The organism is Halochromatium glycolicum (genome assembly GCF_016584085.1).
GTDB lineage: Bacteria > Pseudomonadota > Gammaproteobacteria > Chromatiales > Chromatiaceae > Lamprobacter > Lamprobacter glycolicus.
The window spans coordinates 122148-146334 of sequence record NZ_NRSJ01000001.1 but is presented as its reverse complement, the minus strand read 5'-3'; the positions used below and the strand labels follow the sequence as shown (position 1 = coordinate 146334).

The following is a 24187-nucleotide window of genomic DNA, read 5'->3' as shown; positions in this document are numbered from 1 at the left end:
GGCGCGGAGAGTCCCGCGAGTCCGGATGCACAATCTCGGATTCCACATCACGACCGCTTGCTGCCTGGCGCCCGCGCGTCGGGCACCAATAGAGCTGCGAACCTGCTGGTGAGGCGCGCGGGATCGAATGGATGGCCGCTGATCGGCACCCCTCACCCGCAATCCGCGCGAGCACCGAGCCGATCAAGCAGGTCCTCATGGATTCCGCCAAAGCCGCCGTTACTCATCACCAGCACCTGGTCACCGGGACCAGCCGCCGCGATCACAGCGCCCAACACCTCCTCCAGCGTGCTGCCGACGTACAGGCGGTCCCCGAGCGCGGCCAAGGTTGCCTCGGCGTCCCAGCTGAGGTCCGGCGGACAATAGACGACAATGCGGTCGGCCGCATCCAGGGCGCCGGCCAGCGCCGCCCCGTGCACTCCCATGCGCATGGTGTTCGAGCGCGGTTCCAACACGGCGATGATCCGTCCCTGACCGACCTGCTGACGCAGCCCTGACAGGGTGCTCGCGATCGCGGTCGGATGATGGGCGAAATCGTCGTAGACCCGGACGTTGCCTGCCGTCCCACGCAGCTCCATCCGGCGCTTGACGCCGCGAAAGTGGGCCAATGCCGAGATCGCTTGCACCGGATCGACCCCGACGTGCTCGGCTGCCGCGATCGCCGCCAGCCCGTTGCGCACGTTATGCAGCCCGATCAGCGGCCACTCGAGCGTCCCGATCACCTGCCTCCGGTGCCAGACACGAAATGCCGAGCCGTCTTCGGCGCCAAGCTCGGCCTCCCACTCGGCCGCCGTCGAGCGACTCTGGGTCTCCGGTGATGTGCGCATCCCAGTCGAAACGGTCGGTGTCCAACACCCCATCGCCAGCACCTGATCCAGCGCCGCATCCTCTTGTGGGTGGATGATCAGCCCAGTGCCCGGGACCGTCCGCACCAAGTGATGGAACTGACGCTGGATCTGACCGAGATCGCCGAAGATATCGGCGTGATCGAATTCGAGATTGTTCATCACCAGCGTGCGTGGCCGATAGTGGACGAACTTCGAGCGTTTGTCGAAGAAAGCGGTGTCGTACTCATCGGCCTCGATCACGAACATCCGGCCCTCGCCCAGCCTCGCCGAGACACCAAAGTCCACCGCAACGCCGCCGATCAGGAAGCCCGGCGCCATGCCCACCGCCTCCAGCACCCAGGCCAGCATGCTCGCAGTCGTGGTCTTGCCATGGGTGCCGGCAACCGCCAGCACGTGGCGGCCATGCAGTGCATGCTCGGCCAGCCATTGCGGACCGGAGCTGTAAGGCAGGTCGCGGTCGAGCAGCGCCTCGACCACCGGCAGACCGCGCTTCATCGCATTACCGACGATGATCCGATCCGGCGCCAGCTCCAGTTGCTCGGCGGCATACCCGTGGATCAGCTCGATCCCCGCTGCCTCCAGCTGGGTACTCATCGGCGGATAGACATTGGCGTCGGAACCGGTGACCCGGTGTCCGAGCGCACGGGCGAGCAGCGCCAGGCCGCCCATGAAGGTGCCGCAGATGCCGAGGATATGCAGGTGCATCGGATTCGCGCCTCTGGTGTCGGTTCAACCCAGGGTATCGACGATGCCGCCGATGATCACAAACGACAGCAGGTCAAAGCCGATTGCAATCGCGGCACCCTGCAGCAGGGTCAGACCGAACGCATGCCGCAGGATATGCCCGGTTGCGACGATGCTCCAGGCGACAAGCAGCAGGAACAGCAGACCGGCCAAGGCCAATAGTCCACTGTCCGCATCGCTTGGGCGCGCGAGGCTGACCGGGAACAAGGCCAGCAGCGTGATCAGGATATCGACCCCGATCACCGCGGTGGCGGTCTGAAGAAAACGCGCCCGCCGGTCCACCAATCGCAGCGCTAGCGACAAGGCGCCGAGCATCAGCCCCAGATCCAGGAGGCTTTGTACCAGACCGCTGGCGAAGCCTACGCCGGCAGTCAGCGCCAGCAGCAGGCCGGCAACGAGAGCAACCAAGATGACCAGCGAGAACAAGGCCGTCGAAGCCGGCAGGTCTTGCGGCGCGCGACGCAGCAACGCAAGCTCGATGAAGAAATTGATGATGACGAGCAAAACGGCGGTTCCGGACAGACAACGAACGGCGCATGATATCGAGGCGCCCGCTCACAGGGAAACGCCTTTGCTTTACCTCCGCACCCCGCCTCCCCTTTCGCTTTACGGTAACCCGATCGGTGCTGACCGAGACAACGGCCGTGAGCGTTTCGCTTTGCGGGCTCATGCGGCACCCTAATCGAATCGTTACCGTGAATCAGGCGGGATTCATCGTCCGGGGTGGCGCCGCGCCATGAACGTTAGCGACGTGGGAAACCGGCACGCAACAGGAGGGCCGCGCCCAGCATCAGCAGCGCCAGCGCCAAGGGCACGGCACTGCCAAACCGAACTAACGGCGTCGCACCGGTGCGCGGCTGAATGGTCCCAGTCAGCGCCGCGCGCTCGAACAGCGGCAGCTGCCGATCGACGCGCCCGAATGGATCGATGATTGCCGAGATCCCGGTATTTGTGGCCCGCACCAGCCAACGCCCCGTCTCGAGCGCCCGCAAGCGCGCGAACTGCAGATGCTGGTGCGGCGCGAGCGAATCGCCGAACCAGGCATCGTTGCTGACGTTGATCAGGTAGGCCGCATCGGGCAGGGCCTGCCGGACCTCCTCGACAAAGACATCCTCATAGCAGATCGAGACGCCGACCCGGCGCTCACCGACCTGCAGCAGCGGCCGCTCGGCGCTGCCGCGGCTGAAGTCGGACATTGGCACCTCGAACCAGTCGATCAGCGGTCGAAGCTGCGCCTCGAAGGGCAGGAACTCGCCGAAAGGCACCAGGTGGCGCTTGAAGTATCGATCCTGTGCGCTGCCAAGACTGATCAGCGCGTTGTAATAGCGGCCATCCTGCTCCATCACCGGAAGCCCGACCACGATCTCGGCTCCGGCCTCGCGCGCAGTCTCTGTCAGCGGCCGGATCAGCGGTCCCTGAACTCGGTGCAGAAACTCTGGGATAGCCGTCTCGGGCCAGACGACGAGATCGCTATCCAGGTGCTCGCGGGTCAGCGTCAGATAGATCTCCAACGTCGGCATCAGACCGTCCGAATCCCACTTCACCGACTGCTCGACGTTTCCCTGGATCACCGCGACTCGGATAGGGCCTCCATCCGGGCCGGGCGCAGGGGCTGTCCAGTCGACCCGCCAGAGCAGGCCCGAGCCGGCCCAGAGCAGCGCCAGTCCGATCAGTGTCAAGCGCCGCGCGCCGCCACGCCATCGCAACAGTCCCCAGAGCAGACCAGCCGAGACCGCCACCGCCAGACTCAAACCGTGCACGCCGAGCACCGGCGCCAGCCCGCCGAGCGGGCCGTCGAGCTGCCCATTGCCGGCATAGAGCCAGGGGAAACCGGTAAACAGCCAGCCGCGCAGCCATTCCAGCAGCACCCAGACCGCCGGCAGGATCAGCAGTGGTCCGCTCCAGCCCGGCGGCCGCGCCCCTTCGAGCCGCCGGATCAGCCAGCCCGTGATCCCGTAGTAGAGCGCCATCGCCGCGACGAACAGCAGCATCAGCAGATTGGCGACGAGCGCCGGCATATTGCCGAACTCGTTCAGACTGATCCGCACCCAGGCCACGCCCGTGCCGAACAGCGCGAGGCCGAACAGCCAGCCGATGAGGAAGGCGTCGCGCCCATTGCAACCGCGCAGCGCGAGATAGAAGCCGGCCAGCGCCAACACGGCCGCCGGATAGAGCCCGAACGGCGCGAACGAAAGCACGAGCAGCGCCCCTGCAAGCGCCGCGATCAATGCCTGCCGCCAGTGCGTGCGGGCCCAGGTCGTCACTGCTGCCACTGCGGGGGTACTCAGAGCATCGATTGACCGTAAAACAGCGGCTGCGAGCGGTTCGTGCTCCGAGGGCGCGGGCTGCGATGCTCGCCAGGAACGGGAAGGCCGCGCAGATCGCCAGCCCGGCAGCGGGTCCAGCCGCGGATCGGGCAGCGGGTTCGGTAGCGGTTCTGGCAGCGGGTCCAGCCGCGGATCTGGCTGAGGATCGGGCTGAAGTTCTGGCAACCGGACTGGCAGCCAGCGCCGTCAGCCCAGGCAGGCTCAGTCATAGCGTTCATCCTTCCAGCGCCGCAACGCGGAGAACACCTCGGTATGGCCGGTCAGCGTCCTCCCGGCGAAGCGCTCCGCGGCGGCGATCACGGCCGGTTCATCGGTGCGCAGGAAGGGATTGACCGCGCGCTCGTCCCCGAGGGAGGTCGGCACCGTCGGCAGATCGCCCGCGCGGCGCTGCTCGGCCGCCGCAACGGCCTCGGCCAAGGCCGGGCTCTCCGGCTCGACCCAGCGCGCGAAACCGAGATTCGCCAGCGTGTACTCATGGGCGCAGTAGCAGCGCGTCTCGGCCGGCAGCGCCGCGATGCGCCGCAACGACTCCGCCAGCTCCTCGAAGGTGCCGTCGAAGACCCGACCGCAGCCGGCCGCGAACAACGTGTCGCCACAGAACAGCGCGCCGGCGCCGTAGTAGGCGATATGGGTCGCGGTATGGCCGGGGACCGCGAGCACCGTGAAGGTCTGCGCGAGCCCGGGCGGCTGGACCTGGTCGCCATCGGCAACCACCCGGGTCAGACCCTTGATCCGCCGGTCCTGCGGCCCGAACACCTCGGCCTGCGGCCAGCGCGCGCGCAGCGCCGCGACCCCGCCGATGTGATCGCCGTGATGGTGGGTGATCAGGATCGCCGCCAAGCGCAGCCCGTCCTGCTGCAGCCGTTCGATCACCGGCCCGGCCTCACCGGGATCGACCACGACGGCCTCGCCCCGCCCCGGCCGCTGCAGCAGCCAGATGTAGTTATCCTCGAAGGCCGGTATCGGCTCGATCATCAACGTCATCGCCATTCAACCCGTGCTGGCCCCGTGCAACGGCGCCTTGTCCAGTCCCAGGTCGCGCAGCTCGGCGCGGACCGCGCTCTCGATCCCATCCTCATCCAGGCCGCAGGCCGCAAGCTGCTGGCCGTGGGTCGCTTGCTCCTGACAGCGGTCCGGCAGCCCGAGATGCAGACAGCGCACGGTCACGCCCTGCTCGGCCAGCAGCTCCGAGATCGCCGAGCCGGCCCCGCCAGCGACCGCATTCTCCTCGACCGTCACCAGCAATTGATGGCGCTCGGCCATATCGAGGATGAGCGGATCATCGAGCGGTTTGACGAAGCGCATATTGACCACCGTCGCATTCAGGCGTTCCCCGACCACCTCGGCGGCTGCGACCCGACTGCCGAACGCCAACAGCGCGACATCGCGGCCCTCGCGGCGCACCTCGGCCTCGCCGATCGGGATCGGCCGGCCGCCGGCCTTGTCGATCGCGACGCCGGGACCGGTGCCGCGCGGATAGCGGACGATCGCCGGCCCCTCGTGGGCGTAGGCGGCCTCGAGCATCCACCAGCACTCGTTCTCATCGGCCGGTGCCATGATGACCAGATTCGGCAGCGGGCGGGCATAGCTGTAGTCGAAGGCGCCGGCATGGGTCGGGCCGTCGGCACCGACCAGACCGGCGCGGTCGACCGCGAAGGTCACGTCCAAGCCCTGCAGGCAGACGTCATGGGCGAGCTGGTCGTAACCGCGCTGCAGGAAGGTCGAATAGATCGCGACCACCGGCTTCATGCCCTCGCAGGCCATCCCGGCCGCGAGCGTGACCGCATGCTGCTCGGCGATGCCGACATCGAAGTAGCGCTGCGGAAAGCGCTCCGAGAACTCGACCAGCCCCGAGCCCTCGCGCATCGCCGGGGTGATCCCGAGCAGCCGGTCATCGGCCTCGGCCCGATGGCACAGCCAGTCGCCGAAGATCTGGGTGTAACTCTTGCCGCCGCCCTTCTTGGCCACCGCCCCGGTCTTGAGGTCGAACGGCGTCACCCCGTGATAGGTGGTCGGCGCATGCTCGGCCGGCTCATAGCCGTGGCCCTTCTGGGTGATCAGGTGCAGCAGCCGCGGGCCAGGCATCCGCTTCATGTTGCGCAGCGTCCCGACCACGGCATCGATATCATGGCCATCGACCGGCCCGATGTAGTTGAAGCCGAGCTCCTCGAACAGGGTACTCGGCATGACCATCCCCTTGACGTGCTCCTCCCAGCGCCCGACCAGCTCGCGCAGCTGCGGCATCCCGCGCAGCGCGGTCTTGCTGCCCTCGCGCATCTTGGTGTAGAGGCCGCCCGAGAGCAGCCGCGCCAGGTGGCTGCTGATCGCGCCGACCGGCGGCGAGATCGACATCTCGTTGTCGTTCAGGATGATCATCAGGTCCGGGTCGAGCGGCCCGCCGTGGTTCAATGCCTCGAACGCCATCCCGGCGCTGAGCGCGCCGTCGCCGATCACCGCGATGATCTGGCGCGGCTCACCCTTCTGCTTGGCCGCGATCGCCATGCCGAGCGCCGCGCTGATCGAGGTGCTGGAATGCCCGACGCCGAAGGTGTCATACGGGCTCTCGGCGCGCTTCGGAAAGCCGGACAACCCCCCCTGCTGCCGCATCCGCGCCATCCGATCCCGCCGCCCGGTCAGGATCTTGTGCGGATACGCCTGATGCCCGACGTCCCAGACGATACGGTCGCGCGGCGTGTCGAACACATAGTGCAGCGCGATGCTGAGCTCGACCACGCCCAGCCCGGCCGCCAGATGGCCGCCGGTGCGTGAGACGCTATCGATCAGGAAGCCCCGCAGCTCGGCCGCGAGCTGTTTGAGCTCGCTGCTCGGCAGCCGTCGCAGATCGGCGGGATCATCGATGGTCGAGAGCAGCGGGAACGGATTCTCGGGGGTATCGGAAGGGCCGTGGAAGGTGTCGGACATACTGGGATAACCCGGTGGTCGAGCAGGCGATAGACGAGGTCGATCAGCGCATGCGGCATGATCGCGGACAAGACCTCGGATTCTAGTGCATTAAGGCGACCGCCGCGTATCCCGATGCGCGCGAGTTCGGCTCACGCTCGAGGCCGGCACAGTGCGGCGCCGTGCTACCGCCCGCGACAACGATCATGCCTGCGGTACGCACAGCATCGCCTCGGTTTCGCCAGGGTCCGAGAAGCCATCGAGTAGAACAGGGTGCTCCGGATCGAGCGCCCGGACACGCCCCTGCAGATAGACCCGCAACCGCTCGGCTTCGGGCTTGTTGCCGACCACCGCTTCGCGATAGACCGCTGCTGACCCGACCACCGTGCCGAACAGCTGATCAAGGAGCGACAGGGCATCGCAGGTTGCCAATGCCACCAACGCCGAGCAGTCAGCGACCAGAATCATGCACCGGGCCTGGAGGCCAACTGCATCTCATGTAGGAGTTCATCCCGGGAGGTATCGATGACCTCGAGCCGCTCTTCTTTGCATAGAGCCATGAAGCCATAGATGTCCAGGTCCGCCACTTCGGCCGCCTTGGCCAGAGAGACGCGCCCCGCTTTGAACAGGGCCAAGGCGTAGGCGAGCCGCATCTCGTTGGCGATCGTTTGCTCAGTCTGCATTCCAACGAAATCATTGGGAAGTTCAATGGCGATTTGCATGATTTATCGCAACACCTCGTCGTCGCACTCGTTGGCCCAGACCTTGAGCAGCTCACGCAGCGTGACACTGTTGCATTTGCCGTGGGCGCCAAGATCATCGGTTCCCCGCTGGCCGCCTTGCTAGACCCACAGCGCAGGGAGCCTCAGCTCCAGCGCCGCGAAGGGTGGCGCCCGCACGCTGGCCGCTTCAGCGGCCTCGAGCAGCAAGCGCCAGGCCCCCTGTTCCAGCCCATAGACCTCCAGGGTGCGCCGCTGCGGGTCTACCAACCAAGCATGGGCAACGCCATAGTGGGCATAGAGCGGTAGCTTGATCTCCCGATCCTTGCTCGCGGTCGACGGTGAGAGGATCTCGCAGATCCAGTCCGGTACCACCTCGAAACGATGGCCCTCGGGGATGCGCGGCATCCGTTCGCGTCGCCAGCCGGCCAGATCTGGCACGGCGACCTCCTGGTCGCGCAGGAAATGGACCTCGGGCTCGACCAGAATCCACCAACCGCCGGGGCCGCCGTCGCCCTCATCGTAGCCACGGCCGATGCGCCGATCGAGACCAACAATGACCCGCCCATGCGGCCCACTCGGACGCGGCTGGGTATAGAGCTGCCCATTCAGGATCTCGCCGGTCAAGCCTTCAGGCAGCGCCTGCAATTGCTCGTAACGACTGAGTGGATAGGCCAAGGAAACCATCTTTTCGCTATCCGATTGCTGCTCCGAATTTCATACGCGAAGGTGCTCATTCGGTGGTTCGCTCTCCGTTGATAGCGCCCTCGTTCTGGTCCGCCTGCAGCACCTCCCCGTCATTCGGCTCCAAGCATATAGGCCAGATCCAGCTCGATCGCCTCGAACGGCGGGACGCGGGCGCTGGTCTCATCCTTGAGCGTGGCGATGACCTTGTAGTGGCGGTCCTCGAAGCTGTGCGCGATCAGGGTGCGGTCCTCGGGCCAGATCAACCAGTAATAGGGCACCTTGTGGCGTTGCAGCAGCAGCGGCAAGTGCAGCGTGTCCTTGCGCTCATGGCCGGGAGAGACGATCTCGCACACCCAATCCGGCGCCAGATCCATGACGCCGCTCGGCATGCCCGGCAGCCGCTCTTTGCGCCATCCCGCGAGATCGTGCGATGGACATTCGTGCGGCTCATAGGCAACGCTGACCTCGGTGGCGATCCACCAGCCGCCAGGACCGGAGGGATGATCGAATGGCCCCAACTCACGCGAGGCGCGCTTCTGCACCATCCCATGCTGAAACCTCGCCATCGGCCGGCGCACGATCTCACCGCCGATCAGCTCGACGCGCTCCTCGTTGGACAGCAGCAAATCATCGATCGTCTTGAGCTGACGGGCTTCCATCGCTCATGCCTCCAAGGCTAAGGTTTGACCATCATCGACCGATTGTCGCAAGGCCTCGCCTGCTCGACCAGACATGTCCTACGAGACCGACGCCATCCGACCATCCCGACCAAGACGGAGCACAGCGCGGCCGCAGCGCCCGTCATCCGCTCGCAGCTTCTCGATCGGTGCCGTCTTGCCATGCTCGACCAAGGCGCGCAGCTCGGTCTCGCTGGTCGCTGCTCTATTCTCGTCGAGCACTGGTGCTAAAGCTCGTCCTTGTTAGACCCAGAGCGCAGCGAGCCTCAGATCCAGTGCCTCGAAGGGTGGCGCCCGCACGCTGGCCGTCTCAGCCACCTCGAGCAGCAACTGCCAGGCCCCCTGTTCCAGCCCATAGACCTCCAGGGTGCGCCGGTGCGGGTCTACCAGCCAAGCATGGGCAACGCCATAGTGGGCATAGAGCGGTAGTTTGATCTCGCGGTCCTTGCTCGCGGTCGAGGGCGAGAGGATCTCGCAGATCCAGTCCGGCACCACCTCGAAACGATGGCCCTCGGGGATGCGCGGCATCCGTTCGCGTCGCCAGCCGGCCAGATCTGGCACCGCGACCTCCTGGTCGCGCAGGAAATGGACCTCGGGCTCGACCAGAATCCACCAGCCGCCAGGACCACCGTCGCTGAAACCATAACGGCTCCCGATCGCGACGTTGAGACCGGATTGGGCCAACGCATGCGGCCCACTCGGACGTGGTTGGGCATGGAGCTGGCCATTCAGGATCTCGCCGGTCAAGCCTTCAGGCAGCGCCTGCAATTGCTCGTAAAGAGTGAGTGGATAGGCCAAGGAGACCATGTTGTCGATACCGATTGCCCTGTTCTCGTTGAGCGCTGGCACTAAAGCGAAAGCTCGTAATCGATCAACAGCGCCTCGCGTCGCAGCGCCTCGTCGTCGCACTCATTGGCCCAGACCTTGAGCAGCCCGCGCAGTGCGGCGCTGTCGCGTTTGTCGTGCGTACCGAGAGAGTTGCGGGCGGCGACCATGCCGCCATCGCGATCGACGCTGATCAGCCCGCAGAGCAGATCCCAGAGTGTCTGCGGATGTTCGAGGCGCTGCTCGGCGCGCTCTTCGGGCTTGAGCGGCTGCAGCTTGCTGCCGCGAATCGCCAGCGGCGCGCTTGCCGCCGCCGACGCTGGCGTAGGCCACCAGATCATCGCTGACCCGATAGTTGCCGTTGCGCTGCTGGAGATGGACGATCAATGAGCAGCTCATCTGCAACGCGTCATCGTATGCGAACTCGCCCTTGTGCGCAGTACGATGTGGCGGATGAACGGGTTGGAGCGTTCGACGAAGCGGGGAAAGCTACGCTGCACGCGCGCCCCGTTCGGAGGGCGAAGACGCTCGAAGCTGCCACCTGGGGCGATCGCCTGGATGTCGGCAATGGTGCGGTGATCGGGGTCGGACAAACTCCTCGTTCACCTATCGCCCCCGTCCCCCGGCTCAGTCGATGCCAAGCGCAGGAATCGCGATCCGATACAGCCAGGGCCAGCGTTTGCCGGTGACGAAGAGGCGCCCGGTTTCCGGCTCGAAGGCGATCCCGTTCAGCACCTGCGCACGCTCCCGGGCGCGATCCCGCGGCCAGAGATCACTCAGGTCGACATAGCCGAGCACGCGTCCCGTGGCCGGATCGATCCGGGCCAAGCGGTCCTGATACCAGATGTTCGCCCAGACCTCACCGCGCACGAACTCGAGCTCGTTGAGCCGACGCACCGGCTTGCCATCATCGCTCACCGGCAACCGCCGCACCTCCTTGCCGTCCGCCGGCTCGAGAAAGCGCAATTCGGCGCTGCCGTCGCTCATGATCCAATGCCGGCCGTCGTCGGTCAGGCCCCAGCCTTCGCCGGCTACCGAGAAGCGCCCAGTCTCCGTCAACGACGCGCGCCGATAGCGCAGACCGATCCCGGCGCGCCAGGTCAGCTGAATGAGCTCATCCCGCCAGGCCGTGATGCCTTCACCGAAGAACTGCCGCGGCAGCGCGACGCGCTCGAGGACGCGGCCACTGGCGAGATCGACCCGCCGCAACGAGGAGCGGCCGTAGCCGCCAGTGCCCTCGTACAACTCGCCCTCAGCAAAGGCCAGCCCCTGCGTGAAGGCGTTCGGATCATGCGGAAAGCGCGCAACGATGCGCACCTGCGAGACCGGCACACCCGCCTGCACGGCCAGACAGCCGGCCAGCAACAGCGCAACTGAACACAGCGCAGCTGACAGCCGCACAACGATCCTGTGAGTCAGCCCGCGCCCTCCGCATCATGCGGCACGGCCAGATGCTGCTCGAGACAGTGCACCCGCCGTCGCAGCCGCTCGACCTCGTCGAGCAGGTCCAGCGCCAGCGCCGCGCCGGCCAGATTCAGCTCGAGGTCCTGTTGCAGGCGGACGGCGCGCCGCGTGCGTCGGACCTCGATGCCGGTGAAGCGCCAGGACTCGGGGGCAGCCCCGCGCGGCTGCAGCATCCCCTCGCGGACCATCGAGCGCACCTGCTCCTGACTGATCCCGCAGACCCGGGTCAGCTCGCTCAGGGTGACCACCGTGCCCTCGTCCAGCAGCATCCCTTCGATTGTCGTGAGCGCCTTCGACATGATTCAGACCCCCAGCTTGGCTCTCGGGTTGAAGGACTTGAATTGCTCGGCCAGCGCCTCGAACGCGGCCTTGGCCTCGGCGCGATCGACCGGCGGATTGGTGATCTCGAGCTGCACGAAGGCGTCGCCCGCGGGCTTCCCGGGCAGACCCCGACCCTTCAATCGCAGCCGCTGACCGCTTTGGGCGCCGGCCGGTATCTTGAGGCTGACCGTGCCGCCGAGGGTCGGCACCGGCACCGTCGCACCGCGCGCCGCCTCCCAAGGCGCGATCGGGAGCTTGAGATGGATATCCTTGCCCTCGGTGCGGTAGATCGGATGCGGCTCCAGCTCGATCTCCAGATAGAGATCGCCGGCCGCCTCCTTGCCGCCCCCGGCCAGTCCCGGACCGCCCTGGCCCGCGAGCCGGATCTGCTGTCCTTCGGTCACACCCGCCGGGATGCGCACATTGAGCGTACGCGCGCGGCTCACGACCTGCCCATGGGCGTCGACCTCGGGCACCTCGAGCCGCAACTGGCGCGTGCCGCCCTTGAACGCCTCTTCGAGCGAGATGCGGATACGCGCGGTCTGGTCCGCCCCGCGGCCGCCAAACGGATCGCCGCCCATACCGGCACCTCCGAAACCCGAGCTGCGGCCGGCCCCCCGAGCGCCGCCCATGCCGCCGCCCATACCACCGAAGATACTGGAGAAGAAATCGCTGAACTGCGCCGCCTCCTCTTCCGAGAACTCGTAACTGCGGCCCTGACGCTGCCCGCCGGGTGGCGGGCGATACTGATCGCCGGCCTGCCAGCCACTGCCGAGCGCGTCGTACTGGGCGCGCTTCTCCGGGTCCTTCAGGACCTCGTGCGCCTCATTGACATCTTTGAACTTGGCCTCGGCATCCGGCTCCTTGCTGACGTCGGGATGGTATTTGCGCGCCAGCTTGCGGTACGCCGCCTTGATCTCATCGGCGCTCGCATCACGCGAGACGCCGAGGATCTTGTAGTAATCCTTGTAATCCATATCGGATTCGCGCCTCCAAAACGGTTGGAATCACCCGCCGCGCCGCCTAGCGCGGCCGGCCGTTCGAATGGTGGTCGATCTTAACCTTGGGAACGCCGCCCGTGCAGCGCAATGGCCGCGCCTTCAGGCCGCCACGGTGCGCCCGCTCGCCCAGGCACGCAGTGCCTCGATCTGCGCCTCCATCACCACCGCGAGCGGCTGGGTCGCGTGCAGCTGCTCCAGCAGCACCTCGGTATCCGGCTCCTCATGCCCGGCGCGCGCCGCGTAGAGCGCCGAGACGATCGCCTGCTCGATCCCGGCCCCGGCGAAGCCCTCGCTGACCACCGCGAGCGCGTCCAAATCGAACCGCTCCGGGTCCAGGCCGCGCTTGCTCAGGTGGATCGAGAAGATCGCGCGGCGCACCTCGGTATCGGGCAGATCGACGAAGAAGATCTCGTCGAGGCGACCCTTGCGCACCAGCTCGGGCGGCAGACTCGCGATGTCATTGGAGGTCGCGACGATGAACACCGCGCTGCGGCGCTCGGCCATCCAGGTCAACAGCGAGCCCAGCAGCCGCCGACCCGGCCCTTCGCTGCCCGCATCCGCCGAGATCCCCTTCTCGATCTCGTCGCACCAGAGCACGCAGGGCGCCATCACGTCCGCCGTGCGCAAGGCATCACGCAGCTTGCGCTCGGTCTCGCCGATGTATTTGTCGTAGAGCCGGCCGAAATCGAGCCGCAACAACGGGACCCCGAAACGCCCGGCGACGGCCTTCGCGGCGAGGCTCTTACCGCCCCCCTGCACCCCGAGCAGCATCAGTCCCTTCGGCCGGTCCTCTTTCGGGGCGGCCGCGAGAAACGGTGCGCGGCGGCGATCCACCCAGGCCTTCAGGTGCTCGAGCCCGGCGACCTCGGCAAAGCTCGCGGTCTCGTACTCGAACGCAACCACTCCTTCGGGGCTGAGTAGCTCATACTTGGCGCGCGTCACCTCAGCGACATCCGATTCGGTGATCGCGCCGTCGTTGGTGATCGCGTTGCGGATCAGCCGCCGGGCATCGGATTCGGTCACCCCGAGCAGATTGCGCGACAACTGCTCGACCGCACTGCGATTGGCGCGGAAACGACGGCCCGGATCGGCATATTGCCAGCGCTGCGCCTCCTCGCGAATCAAGGCCAGCAGCCGCTGGCGATCCGGCAGCCGCAGCTCGAACCGCGCACAGAGGTGGCGCAGCTCGGGCGGCGTCTCGAGCGCATGGCTGACCAGCACCAGCCGCCGCGGCGCGCCATCGTCGAAGGCTTGCGCGATCTCCTTGAGCAAGCGCACATGGAGTGGATGATCCAAGAATGGGTGGAAATCGAGGAGGAGATAGAGGCCAGGATGACTCGTCGCCTTGATATGCCGCAGCAGCTCAGGCGGCTCGGCGAGCTTGGTCGCGGCCGTCTGCGGCCGATCCAACGGGCGCAGGCCCTGAGTCAGGGTCCAGAAGAAGACCGGCGTGCGCAGCCGCAGACCGATCTCGCCCAGAAGCTCGAGCAATCGGGGCTCCTCGAGCGACTCGATCATCAGGATCGGCGTCCCCGAGCGCAGCATCACCTCGAGATCATGTAGATCATTCATCGTACTGAGCCCGCCAATCTCGGCACGTCAACGAGGCCACCACTGGACCATAACCGAATCCGGCCCGACCGACGAGCACGGCCTCGGCTGCGCAATTGCCGATTGTGCCGATAAGCCGGTTTGACTATCGTCCGACAACTGAATCGCCGCGACTGTGTCTGCTGCCGCTAACGACCGAGCGACTTCTAAATCAGGTTCTATTCATGAGCGACAAAGAGCATCTCATCATCTTCGACACCACGCTGCGCGACGGCGAGCAGAGCCCCGGCGCCTCGATGACCCGCGACGAGAAGCTGCGCATCGCCACCGCACTGGAGCGGCTCAAGGTCGATGTGATCGAGGCCGGCTTCCCGGCCGCGAGCAACGGCGACTTCGAGGCCGTGCAGGCGGTCGCGAACACCGTCAAGGACAGCACGGTCTGCGGCCTGGCGCGCGCACTTGAGCGCGATATCGACCGCGCCGGCGAGGCCCTGAAGGGCGCCAACGCCGGGCGCATCCATACCTTCATCGCCACCTCGCCGATCCACATGGAGAAGAAGCTCAAGATGAGCCCGGATCAGGTCGTCGACCAAGCCGTCACCGCGGTCAAGCGGGCGCGCCAGCACTGCGCTGATGTCGAATTCTCGCCCGAGGACGCCGGCCGCTCCGAGCTCGATTTCCTCTGCCGCATCCTCGAGGCGGTGATCGAGGCCGGCGCCGGCACCGTCAATATCCCGGATACCGTCGGCTACGCGGTGCCGCATCAGTTCGGCAGCCTGATCGCGCAGCTGCGCGAGCGCATCCCGAATGCCGACAAGGCGGTGTTCTCGGTCCATTGCCACAACGATCTCGGTCTCGCCGTCGCCAACTCGCTCGCCGCGGTGCAGCAGGGCGCGCGCCAGGTCGAATGCACCGTCAACGGACTTGGCGAGCGCGCCGGCAACGCCGCGCTCGAGGAGATCGTGATGTCGGTGCGCACCCGGCAGGACTCCTTCGGCTGCGATACCCGGCTCGACACCACCCAGATCGTCAACTGCTCGCGGCTGGTCTCCGGCATCACCGGCTTTCCGGTGCAGCCGAATAAGGCGATCGTCGGCGCCAACGCGTTCGCGCACGAGTCCGGCATCCATCAGGACGGCGTGCTCAAGCATCGCGAGACCTACGAGATCATGCGCGCTCAGGACGTCGGCTGGCATCAGAACCGGATGGTGCTGGGCAAGCACTCGGGCCGCAACGCCTTCCGCGTCCGACTGGAGGAGATCGGCATCCATCTCGACAGCGTCGAGGAGCTCAACGAGGCCTTCCGGCGCTTCAAGGACCTGGCCGACAAGAAGCACGAGATCTTCGACGAAGACCTGCAAGCGTTGGTCACCGACGCGACCCTCGGCGCCGCCAACGAGCGCGTCAAGCTGATCTCGATGCGGGTCTGCTCCGAGACCGGAGAGACCCCACGCGCCGATGTGGTGCTGAGCCTCGACGGGGAGGAGGAGCCCGGCGCGGCGATCGGCGGCGGACCGGTCGATGCGACCTTCCGCGCGATCGAGTCGATCGTCAACAGCGGCACGACCCTGAAGCTCTACTCGGTCAACGCGATCACCAGCGGCACCGATGCCCAAGGCGAGGTCACGGTTCGGCTCGAGAAGGGCGGACAGGTGGTCAATGGCGCCGGTGCCGATACCGACATCGTCATCGCCTCGGCGAAGGCCTATCTGAACGCGCTGAACAAGCTCGATAGCGTCGGCCAGCGCGCACATCCGCAGACTGGCGATGTCTGAGCTCGGCGATGTCTGAATTCGGCCAGTTCTGAGGCTGGCGATGGCTGGACCCGAAGCGACCTGAGCTCGGCGATATCTGACCCTAGCGATGTCTGAACAAGAAGCGGCGCGATGATGGACGAGGCGAGACGCCTGCAGTATCTGGCGGCGATGGGCATCCGAGCCTGGCGGCTGCGGAATCCTGCCCCAGCGGCGCCGAGTGCACCAGCCGATGCCGACAGATGGGCACACTCAGCACCCGCCCCCGTCAAGCACCCAGGGCCACCAACGGCGCCGCCAACTCGGCCGGCCGCCAGCGCGCTGCCGGAGCGCACCCATCCACCGGCCTGGCTGGATGAGCCGCCACCCTGGACCGATGACGAGCTCGCCGAGGCAGGCGCCGCTGCGCCGGCACAAGCGGACGCACCCGTTGCAGGCGACACGCGCTCCGGCGTACCGGCAACCTCCGCGACACAGGTTGCAGCAGGCGCCCAAGCAGAACCGAGCCAAGCATCGGAGGCCTCGCCGGTGGCAGGCATGGACTGGGAGACGCTCGAGGCGCGGGTCGCTGGATGCCGCGACTGCATCCTCTGCGAGACCCGTACTCAGACCGTTTTCGGCGTTGGCAACCGTAACGCGGAGCTGATGTTCATCGGCGAAGGGCCGGGGCAGGACGAGGACCGGCAGGGCGAGCCCTTCGTTGGACGCGCTGGTCAGCTGCTGAACAAGATGCTCCGAGCAATCGGCCTCAGCCGCGAGCAGGTCTATATCGCTAATATCGTCAAGTGCCGACCGCCGCGCAACCGCAATCCGAGCGCCGAGGAGGCCGCTGCCTGCCGCCCCTATCTCGAGCGGCAGATCGCATTGATTCAGCCCAAGCTCATCGTCAGCCTCGGTGCGGTCTCGGCGAACAATCTGCTCGGCAACACCGATGCGGTCGGCCGCCTCCGTCATCGCCTCCATTCCTACCAACGACCGTCAGGTGACGAACCGATCCCGCTGATCGTCACCTATCACCCCTCCTACTACCTACGCAGTCCAGCCGAGAAGGCCAAAGGCTGGCAGGATCTCCAATTCGTGATGAAGACCCTCCATCGACAGGGCCGAGAACCATAATCCATGCCCCACAGGACACCCCGCCATCGTTGCACCCGCTTGATCCATACCCGGCCCGGCCGCCCGGCGCCAGGTCTCTGAGTCGACGCGATGACTGTCACCCTGCCTGCGTTCGTCACGGCGCTGACGCAACGCTTACTGCTGTTCGCTCTGCTGTGGTGGCTGCTGACCGACGGTCAGCACGAGGCCGCCCTGTTCGGTGCGCCGTTCGTCCTGAGCGCCGCCGTCCTCAGCACGGTCACCCGCTTCCGGGGGCAAGTCTTGAGCGCATCGCTCTGGCCGGCCAGACCGCTTGCGCTCATGCGTTTGATCGGCTTCTTCCTCTGGCATTCGTTGCGCGGCGGCTTCGATGTCACACTGCGCGCGTTCCGGCGCCCCTTGCCGCTCAAGCCGGATTTGATCGATTATCCGCTGCGCCTGCCGCCGGGGCCCACACCGATCCTGATGGCGAGCCTGGTCAGCCTGATGCCGGGCACGCTGGCCGTGATCTGTGAGGGACGCTTGCGCGTTCATGTGCTCGACCGCCATAGTGACTGGCATCGGGATCTGGAGCGACTGGAGCAGCGCATCGGTGATGTCTACCGCATCGATCGCGCGCAATGGAACGACACCCCCAATCATTCCGACCACAACTGATCCCCGGACCGACGACGAACCCCGACTGACGAATCCAGCGATGCAGTACTTCTATTTCGCGCTGATCCTGTTCCTGCTCTTGACCCTGGTCGCCGGCCTCTGGCGCATCCGCCGCGGACCAACGCCGGCGGACCGCATGCTGGCTGCGCAGCTGTTCGGCACCACGGCGGCCGCAATCCTGCTGGTGTTGGCGGAGGTCTCGGATGCCCCCGCGCTGCGCGACGTGGCCTTGGTGCTGGCGCTGCTGGCCGCCATCACGGTGACCGCCTTCACCCGCCGCGCCCGCATCTCGCTGCCACCTGGAGACGACGATGCTCGCTAGTCTCTCCGTGGTGCTGTTACTCGCCGGCGCCGCATTCTTCCTGGGCGGCAGCGTCGGCATGCTGCGGTTCCCGGATGTCTACACGCGTCTGCATGCGCTGACGAAAGCGGACAACCTCGGGCTCGGGTTGGTCGTGCTGGGCCTGATGCTGCAAGCGGAGTCACTGGCGGCCGTTGGCAAGCTCTTCGTCATCTGGCTGCTGCTGCTGGCCGCCTCGGCGACGGCGAGCCAATTGGTCGCAAGCTGGGCTCAAGAGAACGGGTTTGCGCCTTGGCGTGGCTGACTGGTTTACCGCTGGCCGTCGACCTGGTGTTAGGGACGACGCTGCTCTGGCTGGCCTGGCGTGCCCTCAGTAGCCCTGATCTGTTCCAGGCGGTGGCCCTGTTCATCGCCTTCGGGGTGATCCTGGGTCTGGTCTGGGCACGACTGGATACGATCGACATCGCATTGGCCGAGATCGCGCTCGGCGCCGGTGTCACCGGTGCGCTGCTCCTCGCGGCGCTGTCGCAACTGCAGCCCGCGGAGGTCGATGCCCGCGCCGCACCCAGCGCGACAGGAGCGAACGAGCACCAGGCGGGCCAGCCCGGACAGACCGCCGAGACGGCTGATGCCGATGAAGCGCAGCACAAACCGGCGGTATTCCGAGCGCTGCTCGCTGCAGTGATGGGACTGCTCCTGCTCGCCGCGCTGTTCGGCCTCGGCCTGGTGACCTGGCAGCTTTGGGAGCCGTCTTCCGGCCTCACCCAGCAGGTCAACACCCATCTGCCCGAGAGCGGGGTCGAGCACCCTGTCACCGCCGTACTGCTCAATTTCCGCGGCTACGACACCCTGCTCGAGATCGCAGTACTGTTATTGGCATTGATCGGTGTCTGGTCGCTGGCGACCGCATCCAACCTCGGCGATACGACGCCCGAGCCGGTGCTCGCCGCGCTCAGCCGCCTCTTGGCACCGTTGATGATCCTGGTCGCAGCCTATCTGGTCTGGGTCGGGGCGCATGCGCCAGGCGGGGCCTTCCAGGCCGGCTCGGTGCTGGGCGCAGCCGGGGTGCTGCTGCGCCTGAGCGGCTGGCGGCTGCCGGCAGGCGCCGCCGGCTGGCCGTTACGCTTGGTATTGGCGCTCGGCGTCGCGGTCTTCGCATTCATCGGGATCGCGGTGATCGGGCTCGGGGAACCGCTGTTAGGCTACCCGACCGCTTGGGCCAAGCACGCCATCCTGGTGATTGAGCTGGCCGCGACCCTCTCGATTGGCGCCATCCTCGCGTCCTTGTTCATCGGAGGCCGGCCGTGAGCTCGGTGCTGGTGCTCGCATTGACCGGCGCTGGCCTCATCCTGCTCGGCCTCCATGCACTGATCGTAAAGGTCCATCTGCTGCGCAAGATCCTGGCGCTCAACATCATCAGCAGCGGCATCTTCCTGCTGCTGGCCGGGCTCGCCGCGCGCACGCCCGGAGGCGAACCGGACCCGGTGCCCCAAGCGATGGTACTGACCGGAATCGTCGTCGCGGTCGCCGCGACCGCACTCGCGCTGGCGCTGCTGTTGGCGCTGCGCTCGGCAACCGGCCGCACCCGGCTCGACGACGACAACGGGCAATAGGCCGATGGGGATGCTGCCGAGTGGTGCCGTCTGGACCGCTGCGCTGGTCTTCACGCCGCTGTTGGCCGCATTGGCCTGCTTTCTCGCACCGCGTGCCGCGAACTGGATCGGCCTGCTGGCCGCCGGTCTGACCACGCTCGCGGCCGCGACGATGGTGCCCACGCTGATGACCGACGGGCCGCTGCGGATCGCTGTCGGCGGCTGGGGCGCGCCGCTCGGAATCGATCTCTATGCCGATGGCCTGAGTGCGGTACTGCTGTTGATGACCGCCGTGGTCGGGCTCGGCGTCAGCGCATTCGCGCCCGCCTATTTCGGTGCGCATCCGCAGCAGCGCCCTTGGTTCTGGCCGCTGTGGCTGATCCTCTGGGCGGCGCTGAACGGGCTCTACCTGTCCGCGGACCTGTTCAACCTCTACGTGATGCTGGAGCTGCTCGGGCTCTCGGCGGCAGCCTTGACCGCGCTCAGCGGCGGCGGCCCAGCATTGAATGCAGCAATGCGCTATCTGCTGGTCAGCCTGCTCGGCTCGGCCGCCTACCTGCTCGGCGTCGCCCTGCTCTACCATGCCCACGCGACCGTCGATATCGCGCTGCTCGGCGCCCGCATCGAGCCCGGGATGCTCGCCAACGCGGCCCTTGCGGTGATGTTCGCTGGGCTCATGCTGAAGACGGCCCTGTTCCCGTTCCACTTCTGGCTGCCGCCAGCGCATGCGGGTGCCCCGGCACCAGTCAGCGCGTTGCTGTCGGCCTTGGTGATCAAGGGCTCATTCTATCTGCTGCTGCGGCTCTGGCTGGACCTGTTCGGCGACCTCAGCAGGCTGCTGCCGGAGCTGATCGGCCTACTTGGAGCGGTCGCGGTGCTCTGGGGCGCGTTACAGGCGCTGCAGCAGCAGCGCCTGAAGCTGATGATCGCTTACTCGACCGTCGCCCAGATCGGCTACCTATTCCTGGCCTTCCCGCTCGCCGGCGGCCTGAACGGGACGACGGCCTGGCGCGCCGTCGTCTACCTGGCGCTGGCGCACGGCCTGGCCAAGGCAGCGATGTTCCTCAGTGCCGGCGCCTTGCTGCGCTTCGCCCATCATGACCGGATCGCCGATCTCGACCGGGCAGTACATCGGCTGCCACTGACCCTGACCGCGTTCGTGCTCGCCGGGGTGAGCATCATGGGCCTGCCACCGAGCGGCGGTTTCGTCGGCAAGTGGCTACTGCTCGAGGCGGCATTCCAACAGGATCGCTGGGGACTGGCGGTGGTGGTCTTGCTGGGTGGCGTGCTGGCGGCAGCCTACGTGTTCAAGGTCGTGGGCTACGCGTTCACACCCACCGCCATCGCGCAAGAGGCCGAGTCGGTGCCGTTGTCGATGCAGTGGAGCGCCTTGCTGCTGGCGCTCGGCGCCATCCTGCTCGGTTTCGCGGCGCCGCTCCTGCTGCCGCTGCTCGATGTTGGCGCCCCGTTCGAGCCCATTGTCGGGATGCCGTCATGATCCCAACCGTGGATGCGAATGTGCCGCCTAATGCCTGGCTGCCCCTGCTGGTGCTCGCCAGTTCGCTGCTGCCCGGTCTAATCATCTTCTTTCTCGCCGAGCGGCGGTACTGGGCGCGGACCCTGCTCAATCTGGGCGGTGCATTGACCAAGCTCAGTCTGGTCGGCCTGATGCTCTGGGGTGTCTACCACCAGCAGCAGTACGAGGCCAGCCTGGCGCTGCTGCCGGGGCTCGAGCTGGTGCTGCGGGTGCGGGCATTGTCGTTGCTGTTCCTGGTCCTGTCGGCCGGGCTCTGGCTGCTGACGACGCTCTATGCGATCGGCTATCTGGAGGAGTCGCCTCATCGCAGCCGCTTCTTCGGCTTCTTCAGTCTCTGCGTCACCGCAACCGTCGGCGTCGCGATGGCCGGCAACCTGCTGACCTTCGTCGTCTTCTTCGAGATGCTGACGCTGACCACCTATCCGCTGGTGGTCCATCGTGGCACCGAGGAGGCACGCCGCGCCGGACAGGTCTATCTGGGGCATACGGTGATCGCCGGCACGCTGTTGCTGGCCGGAACGGTCTGGCTTTACGCGTTGGCGGGTACCCTGACCTTTACGACCCGAGGGTTCGTCGACGGGCTTGTCGAGACCCATCGGTGGTCGCTGATCGCGATCTTCGTGCTGTTGATCCTTGGCGTCGGCGTCAAGGCGGCGCTGGTCCCGCTGCATGGCTGGCTGCCGCGGGCGATGGTCGCGCCGGCACCTGTCAGCGCGCTGTTGCACGCGGTCGCCGTCGTCAAGGCGGGCGCATTCGGGGTGGTGCTGATCGTCTATGACGTGTTCGGCGTCGAGGTGGCCGCCGAGCTCGGGGTGACCGGTCCGCTGGCCCTGGTGGCTGCCGTCACCATCATCTACGGCTCGCTGCGCGCGCTGTTCCAGGACAACCTCAAGCGCAGGCTGGCGTTCTCGACGGTCAGCCAGGTCTCCTACATCGTCCTCGGCGTCGCCGTCGTCGGTCCGCTGGCCACCGTCGGCGGCCTGGTCCACCTGGTTCATCAGGGCGTGATGAAGATCACCCTGTTCTTTTGTGCAGGCAACCTCGCCGAGACCTTGGGCATCCATGACGTCAGCGAGATGAACGGGGTCGGGCGGCGCATGCCCTGGACCATGCTGGCCTTCACCGTCGGCGTGCTCGGGATGATCGGCGTACCGCCGGTCGCCGGATTCGTCAGCAAGTGGTATCTCGGTCTCGGCGGCCTCGAGGCCGGCCTGCATTGGCCGCTATTCGTGCTCGCGGGCAGCAGCCTGCTGAATGCAGCCTATTTCCTGCCGATCCTGCATGCCGCCTGGTTCCGTGAGCCGCCCGCGGCCTGGCCGGAGGAACGCGATTTCGGCGGCAAGGAGACCGCTTGGCTGCTGCTCTGGCCGCCCTTGGTGACGGGGGCGCTCTCGTTGCTCATCGGGCTGTTCGCGTCGCTACCCTTCACGCCGCTCGAATGGGCGCAGCTGATCGCCGAGCGCGAGTTCTACCAGCCATGAGCACGGATGCCTTCTTTGCCCTCTGGGAGCGATCCCAGGCCCTGCTGCCATGGACGCCCGCGCTCATCTTGCTGCCCCCCTTGTTACTGGCGGGCCTCCTGGTCTGGCCGCGGGTGGCGGCCGGCGTCGGCGTACTAGCACCCTGGGCAGCATTGCCCGCGCTGCTCGCCGGACTCGCGGCCCCGGCGACCGAACTCGAGCTGCCCGGCCTGCTGCTCGGCAGCAGCCTGATGCTCGACCCGATCGGCAAATCCCTGCTGGTGATACTCGCTTTGCTCTGGCTGGCTGCAGGCTGGCTCGCTGGCGAGCGGATCAGGGAGCGCGGCCGACTGCTCCTGTTCTTGTTGGCGATGACCGGCAGCCTCGCCTTAACCGTTGCGGGCGACCTCGTCGTCTTCCTGCTCGCGTCGACGGTGGTCGGGTACACACTCTATGGGCTCACAGCCCGCCAGCACGGGGCGCCGATCCTGATCGGACTGCTGGTTCTCAGCGATCTGGTGCTGTTCGAGCTCCTGTTGCTGCTGGTGAAAGAAGGCGCAGGACTGAGCCTAAGCGCCGAACTGCCCGCGCGCGCGATCAACGACAGCGCCCTGCTGCTAGCACTGGCCGTGCTCGGCTTCGGTGCTAAAGCCGCATTGCCAGGGCTGCACTACTGGCTGCCGCGGCTCTCGAGCTCAGCCGCAGAATGGATCGGCCCACTTCTGATCAGCTTCGTGCTCGGCGCCGGACTCCTGCCTTGGCTGCGGCTGCTTGGTCCCGATGCCCGCACTGGAGCGCCATTGCCCGATATCGCAGGCTGGCTCGTCCTGGCCGGCATCGGGCTGACAGCCCTGCTGGGTCTGCTGCAGCGCACCCGGAGCGGCTGCCTTGGGTACACCATCGCCGCCCTCAGCGGATTCACACTGCTATTGCTGACGCGATCCGAACCAACGGCGATGACGGAGGGTGCGGTAACCGGTGCGATGACATCGGCCGCGTTAGCAAGCGGCCAAAGCGCCTTGGCATTGGCCGCCTTATCGGCATTGCCGAGGCGACCTTTCTCACCAAAGACGGTGTTTCTGGTGGCCCTCAATGGCCTCGCAGTCCTGCTGCTCGCGCACGCCCTGCTCGCCTTCGGCATGGCCCTGGAACTGGACCTAGAGGCCAGCACAGCACTCGGCCTGAGCAGCTACGCCCTCGTGGGCCTGCTGCTCGGTCGGTTACTCTGGCATCCCATTCCGGCTGATAAGCTCTGCCAAGGCTGGCGCGCAGTCGCCGCCCCCGAGCCTGAAGCCAAGCCTTGGGTGATGCTGTTCTTGACACTGGGCACCGCGGTTTGGGCATTGATGGGCACGGTGACCATGAGCCCCGCAGTAGACCCGATGCTCGCACTGACGCTGATCGCTGCGATGGCGGCGGGGTTGTTATTGACGCCATTACTCAAGCACGCGCCGCAACTGCCGCCGGGCGATCTCGCCTTGGTGCTCGGGCGCTGGCCTAAGACGCTGGCCGATCTCATCGGCCTTCGGCTTGCTCGACTCGGTGCCAGCTGGCGCGATTCGAGACGGTCCGAGGCGAGGCGCTCCTCGCCGTACAGCGCCATCGTCTCGATGATCCCGCGCAGCGAAACCCAGCTGCGCCGTTGGTCGCTCGCGTTGATCCTGCTGCTGAGCTTGATGTTACTGCTCGGCCTGCTTGGCGGGCACGAGGGTCACTGAAGGAATAC

26 protein-coding genes are annotated in these 24187 nt (G+C 66.6%); 10 read left to right on the top strand and 16 right to left on the bottom strand.

Annotation, left to right across the window (positions count from 1 at the left end; translation table 11 throughout):
* Positions 1–152 precede the first annotated feature (152 nt).
* The 16 genes from mpl to CKO40_RS00515 all read right to left on the bottom strand — a co-directional run bounded on the left by mpl (position 153) and on the right by CKO40_RS00515 (position 14086).
* Positions 153–1553 carry a UDP-N-acetylmuramate:L-alanyl-gamma-D-glutamyl-meso-diaminopimelate ligase gene (gene mpl / locus CKO40_RS00595; RefSeq protein WP_200343749.1) on the bottom strand — a complete coding sequence of 467 codons (1401 nt, stop codon included), beginning with the start codon at positions 1551–1553 and terminating at the stop codon, positions 153–155.
* A 24-nt stretch (positions 1554–1577) separates the two neighbouring features.
* Positions 1578–2096 carry a hypothetical protein gene (locus CKO40_RS00590; protein WP_200343747.1) on the bottom strand — a complete coding sequence of 173 codons (519 nt, stop codon included), beginning with the start codon at positions 2094–2096 and terminating at the stop codon, positions 1578–1580.
* 239 nt (positions 2097–2335) lie between these two features.
* Positions 2336–3856: an apolipoprotein N-acyltransferase gene (gene lnt, locus CKO40_RS00585; protein WP_200343745.1), complete on the bottom strand. Its 1521-nt coding sequence runs from the start codon at positions 3854–3856 to the stop codon at positions 2336–2338.
* Positions 3857–4120: 264 nt separating this feature from the next.
* The gene (gene gloB, locus CKO40_RS00575) at positions 4121–4894 is read right to left on the bottom strand and encodes a hydroxyacylglutathione hydrolase (protein ID WP_338074087.1); all 774 of its coding nucleotides are present in this window, start codon (positions 4892–4894) and stop codon (positions 4121–4123) included.
* 15 nt (positions 4895–4909) lie between these two features.
* A complete protein-coding gene (dxs, locus tag CKO40_RS00570) occupies positions 4910–6841 on the bottom strand; it encodes a 1-deoxy-D-xylulose-5-phosphate synthase (RefSeq protein ID WP_200343739.1) in 1932 nt (643 codons plus the stop codon).
* Between the two features lie 183 nt (positions 6842–7024).
* A complete protein-coding gene (locus tag CKO40_RS00565; RefSeq protein ID WP_200343737.1) occupies positions 7025–7288 on the bottom strand; it encodes a PIN domain-containing protein in 264 nt (87 codons plus the stop codon).
* Positions 7285–7542 (bottom strand): UPF0175 family protein, encoded by a 258-nt coding sequence (locus tag CKO40_RS00560; protein WP_200343735.1) that lies wholly within the window; start codon positions 7540–7542, stop codon positions 7285–7287. Before CKO40_RS00560 ends, CKO40_RS00565 begins: the two co-directional genes overlap by 4 nt.
* Positions 7543–7662: 120 nt before the next feature.
* Positions 7663–8226: a Uma2 family endonuclease gene (locus CKO40_RS00555; RefSeq protein WP_200343733.1), complete on the bottom strand. Its 564-nt coding sequence runs from the start codon at positions 8224–8226 to the stop codon at positions 7663–7665.
* A gap of 110 nt (positions 8227–8336) precedes the next feature.
* Positions 8337–8885 carry a Uma2 family endonuclease gene (locus CKO40_RS00550; protein ID WP_200343731.1) on the bottom strand — a complete coding sequence of 183 codons (549 nt, stop codon included), beginning with the start codon at positions 8883–8885 and terminating at the stop codon, positions 8337–8339.
* Positions 8886–8963: 78 nt separating this feature from the next.
* Entirely contained in the window at positions 8964–9125 is a 162-nt protein-coding gene (locus CKO40_RS00545) for a hypothetical protein (protein ID WP_200343729.1), read from the bottom strand.
* A 21-nt stretch (positions 9126–9146) separates the two neighbouring features.
* A complete protein-coding gene (locus CKO40_RS00540) occupies positions 9147–9710 on the bottom strand; it encodes a Uma2 family endonuclease (RefSeq protein WP_200343940.1) in 564 nt (187 codons plus the stop codon).
* Positions 9711–9751: 41 nt separating this feature from the next.
* On the bottom strand, positions 9752–10069 hold the full coding sequence (locus CKO40_RS00535) for a hypothetical protein (RefSeq protein WP_200343727.1): 318 nt from the start codon (positions 10067–10069) through the stop codon (positions 9752–9754).
* A gap of 286 nt (positions 10070–10355) precedes the next feature.
* Positions 10356–11093 carry a glutaminyl-peptide cyclotransferase gene (locus CKO40_RS00530; protein ID WP_242476685.1) on the bottom strand — a complete coding sequence of 246 codons (738 nt, stop codon included), beginning with the start codon at positions 11091–11093 and terminating at the stop codon, positions 10356–10358.
* A gap of 50 nt (positions 11094–11143) precedes the next feature.
* Positions 11144–11491 (bottom strand): chaperone modulator CbpM, encoded by a 348-nt coding sequence (locus CKO40_RS00525; protein ID WP_200343725.1) that lies wholly within the window; start codon positions 11489–11491, stop codon positions 11144–11146.
* Between the two features lie 3 nt (positions 11492–11494).
* Positions 11495–12490, bottom strand: coding sequence for a DnaJ C-terminal domain-containing protein (locus tag CKO40_RS00520; protein WP_200343723.1), 996 nt, complete (start codon positions 12488–12490; stop codon positions 11495–11497).
* A 123-nt stretch (positions 12491–12613) separates the two neighbouring features.
* Positions 12614–14086 (bottom strand): AAA family ATPase, encoded by a 1473-nt coding sequence (locus CKO40_RS00515; protein WP_200343721.1) that lies wholly within the window; start codon positions 14084–14086, stop codon positions 12614–12616.
* A 203-nt stretch (positions 14087–14289) separates the two neighbouring features.
* On the opposite strand from CKO40_RS00515, the gene CKO40_RS00510 reads away from it, so the two are divergent.
* The 10 genes from CKO40_RS00510 to CKO40_RS00465 all read left to right on the top strand — a co-directional run bounded on the left by CKO40_RS00510 (position 14290) and on the right by CKO40_RS00465 (position 24179).
* Positions 14290–15840: a 2-isopropylmalate synthase gene (locus CKO40_RS00510; RefSeq protein ID WP_200343719.1), complete on the top strand. Its 1551-nt coding sequence runs from the start codon at positions 14290–14292 to the stop codon at positions 15838–15840.
* A 111-nt stretch (positions 15841–15951) separates the two neighbouring features.
* Positions 15952–16935, top strand: a complete 984-nt coding sequence (locus CKO40_RS00505; protein ID WP_420827347.1) for a uracil-DNA glycosylase — start codon at positions 15952–15954, stop codon at positions 16933–16935.
* A 90-nt stretch (positions 16936–17025) separates the two neighbouring features.
* Entirely contained in the window at positions 17026–17571 is a 546-nt protein-coding gene (locus tag CKO40_RS00500; RefSeq protein ID WP_200343715.1) for a Na+/H+ antiporter subunit E, read from the top strand.
* A gap of 40 nt (positions 17572–17611) precedes the next feature.
* The gene (locus tag CKO40_RS00495) at positions 17612–17893 is read left to right on the top strand and encodes an MrpF/PhaF family protein (protein ID WP_200343713.1); all 282 of its coding nucleotides are present in this window, start codon (positions 17612–17614) and stop codon (positions 17891–17893) included.
* The gene (mnhG, locus tag CKO40_RS00490) at positions 17883–18176 is read left to right on the top strand and encodes a monovalent cation/H(+) antiporter subunit G (RefSeq protein WP_200343711.1); all 294 of its coding nucleotides are present in this window, start codon (positions 17883–17885) and stop codon (positions 18174–18176) included. Before CKO40_RS00495 ends, mnhG begins: the two co-directional genes overlap by 11 nt.
* Positions 18164–19180, top strand: coding sequence for a hydrogenase subunit MbhD domain-containing protein (locus tag CKO40_RS00485; RefSeq protein ID WP_242476684.1), 1017 nt, complete (start codon positions 18164–18166; stop codon positions 19178–19180). The genes mnhG and CKO40_RS00485 overlap by 13 nt, the downstream gene beginning before the upstream one ends.
* Positions 19177–19485, top strand: coding sequence for an NADH-quinone oxidoreductase subunit K (locus CKO40_RS00480; RefSeq protein WP_200343709.1), 309 nt, complete (start codon positions 19177–19179; stop codon positions 19483–19485). Before CKO40_RS00485 ends, CKO40_RS00480 begins: the two co-directional genes overlap by 4 nt.
* Before the next feature lie 4 nt (positions 19486–19489).
* Positions 19490–20962 (top strand): complex I subunit 5 family protein, encoded by a 1473-nt coding sequence (locus tag CKO40_RS00475; protein ID WP_242476683.1) that lies wholly within the window; start codon positions 19490–19492, stop codon positions 20960–20962.
* On the top strand, positions 20959–22482 hold the full coding sequence (locus tag CKO40_RS00470) for a complex I subunit 5 family protein (RefSeq protein ID WP_200343707.1): 1524 nt from the start codon (positions 20959–20961) through the stop codon (positions 22480–22482). The genes CKO40_RS00475 and CKO40_RS00470 overlap by 4 nt, the downstream gene beginning before the upstream one ends.
* A complete protein-coding gene (locus tag CKO40_RS00465; RefSeq protein ID WP_200343705.1) occupies positions 22479–24179 on the top strand; it encodes a hypothetical protein in 1701 nt (566 codons plus the stop codon). The genes CKO40_RS00470 and CKO40_RS00465 overlap by 4 nt, the downstream gene beginning before the upstream one ends.
* Positions 24180–24187: the final 8 nt, after the last annotated feature.

Bases quoted from the DNA above. Each gene is read 5' to 3' on its own strand.
- mnhG (WP_200343711.1), top strand. From the start codon at position 17,883: ATGCTCGCTAGTCTCTCCGTGGTGCTGTTACTCGCCGGCGCCGCATTC.
- CKO40_RS00550 (WP_200343731.1), bottom strand. From the start codon at position 8,885: ATGGAAGCCCGTCAGCTCAAGACGATCGATGATTTGCTGCTGTCCAAC.
- CKO40_RS00515 (WP_200343721.1), bottom strand. From the start codon at position 14,086: ATGAATGATCTACATGATCTCGAGGTGATGCTGCGCTCGGGGACGCCG.
- CKO40_RS00500 (WP_200343715.1), top strand. From the start codon at position 17,026: ATGACTGTCACCCTGCCTGCGTTCGTCACGGCGCTGACGCAACGCTTA.
- CKO40_RS00525 (WP_200343725.1), bottom strand. From the start codon at position 11,491: ATGTCGAAGGCGCTCACGACAATCGAAGGGATGCTGCTGGACGAGGGC.
- CKO40_RS00505 (WP_420827347.1), top strand. From the start codon at position 15,952: ATGATGGACGAGGCGAGACGCCTGCAGTATCTGGCGGCGATGGGCATC.
- CKO40_RS00495 (WP_200343713.1), top strand. From the start codon at position 17,612: ATGCAGTACTTCTATTTCGCGCTGATCCTGTTCCTGCTCTTGACCCTG.
- CKO40_RS00555 (WP_200343733.1), bottom strand. From the start codon at position 8,226: ATGGTTTCCTTGGCCTATCCACTCAGTCGTTACGAGCAATTGCAGGCG.
- CKO40_RS00510 (WP_200343719.1), top strand. From the start codon at position 14,290: ATGAGCGACAAAGAGCATCTCATCATCTTCGACACCACGCTGCGCGAC.
- CKO40_RS00565 (WP_200343737.1), bottom strand. From the start codon at position 7,288: ATGATTCTGGTCGCTGACTGCTCGGCGTTGGTGGCATTGGCAACCTGC.
- CKO40_RS00465 (WP_200343705.1), top strand. From the start codon at position 22,479: ATGAGCACGGATGCCTTCTTTGCCCTCTGGGAGCGATCCCAGGCCCTG.
- CKO40_RS00520 (WP_200343723.1), bottom strand. From the start codon at position 12,490: ATGGATTACAAGGATTACTACAAGATCCTCGGCGTCTCGCGTGATGCG.
- dxs (WP_200343739.1), bottom strand. From the start codon at position 6,841: ATGTCCGACACCTTCCACGGCCCTTCCGATACCCCCGAGAATCCGTTC.
- CKO40_RS00560 (WP_200343735.1), bottom strand. From the start codon at position 7,542: ATGCAAATCGCCATTGAACTTCCCAATGATTTCGTTGGAATGCAGACT.
- CKO40_RS00475 (WP_242476683.1), top strand. From the start codon at position 19,490: ATGGGGATGCTGCCGAGTGGTGCCGTCTGGACCGCTGCGCTGGTCTTC.
- mpl (WP_200343749.1), bottom strand. From the start codon at position 1,553: ATGCACCTGCATATCCTCGGCATCTGCGGCACCTTCATGGGCGGCCTG.
- CKO40_RS00535 (WP_200343727.1), bottom strand. From the start codon at position 10,069: ATGATCTGGTGGCCTACGCCAGCGTCGGCGGCGGCAAGCGCGCCGCTG.
- CKO40_RS00470 (WP_200343707.1), top strand. From the start codon at position 20,959: ATGATCCCAACCGTGGATGCGAATGTGCCGCCTAATGCCTGGCTGCCC.
- CKO40_RS00540 (WP_200343940.1), bottom strand. From the start codon at position 9,710: ATGGTCTCCTTGGCCTATCCACTCACTCTTTACGAGCAATTGCAGGCG.
- gloB (WP_338074087.1), bottom strand. From the start codon at position 4,894: ATGATCGAGCCGATACCGGCCTTCGAGGATAACTACATCTGGCTGCTG.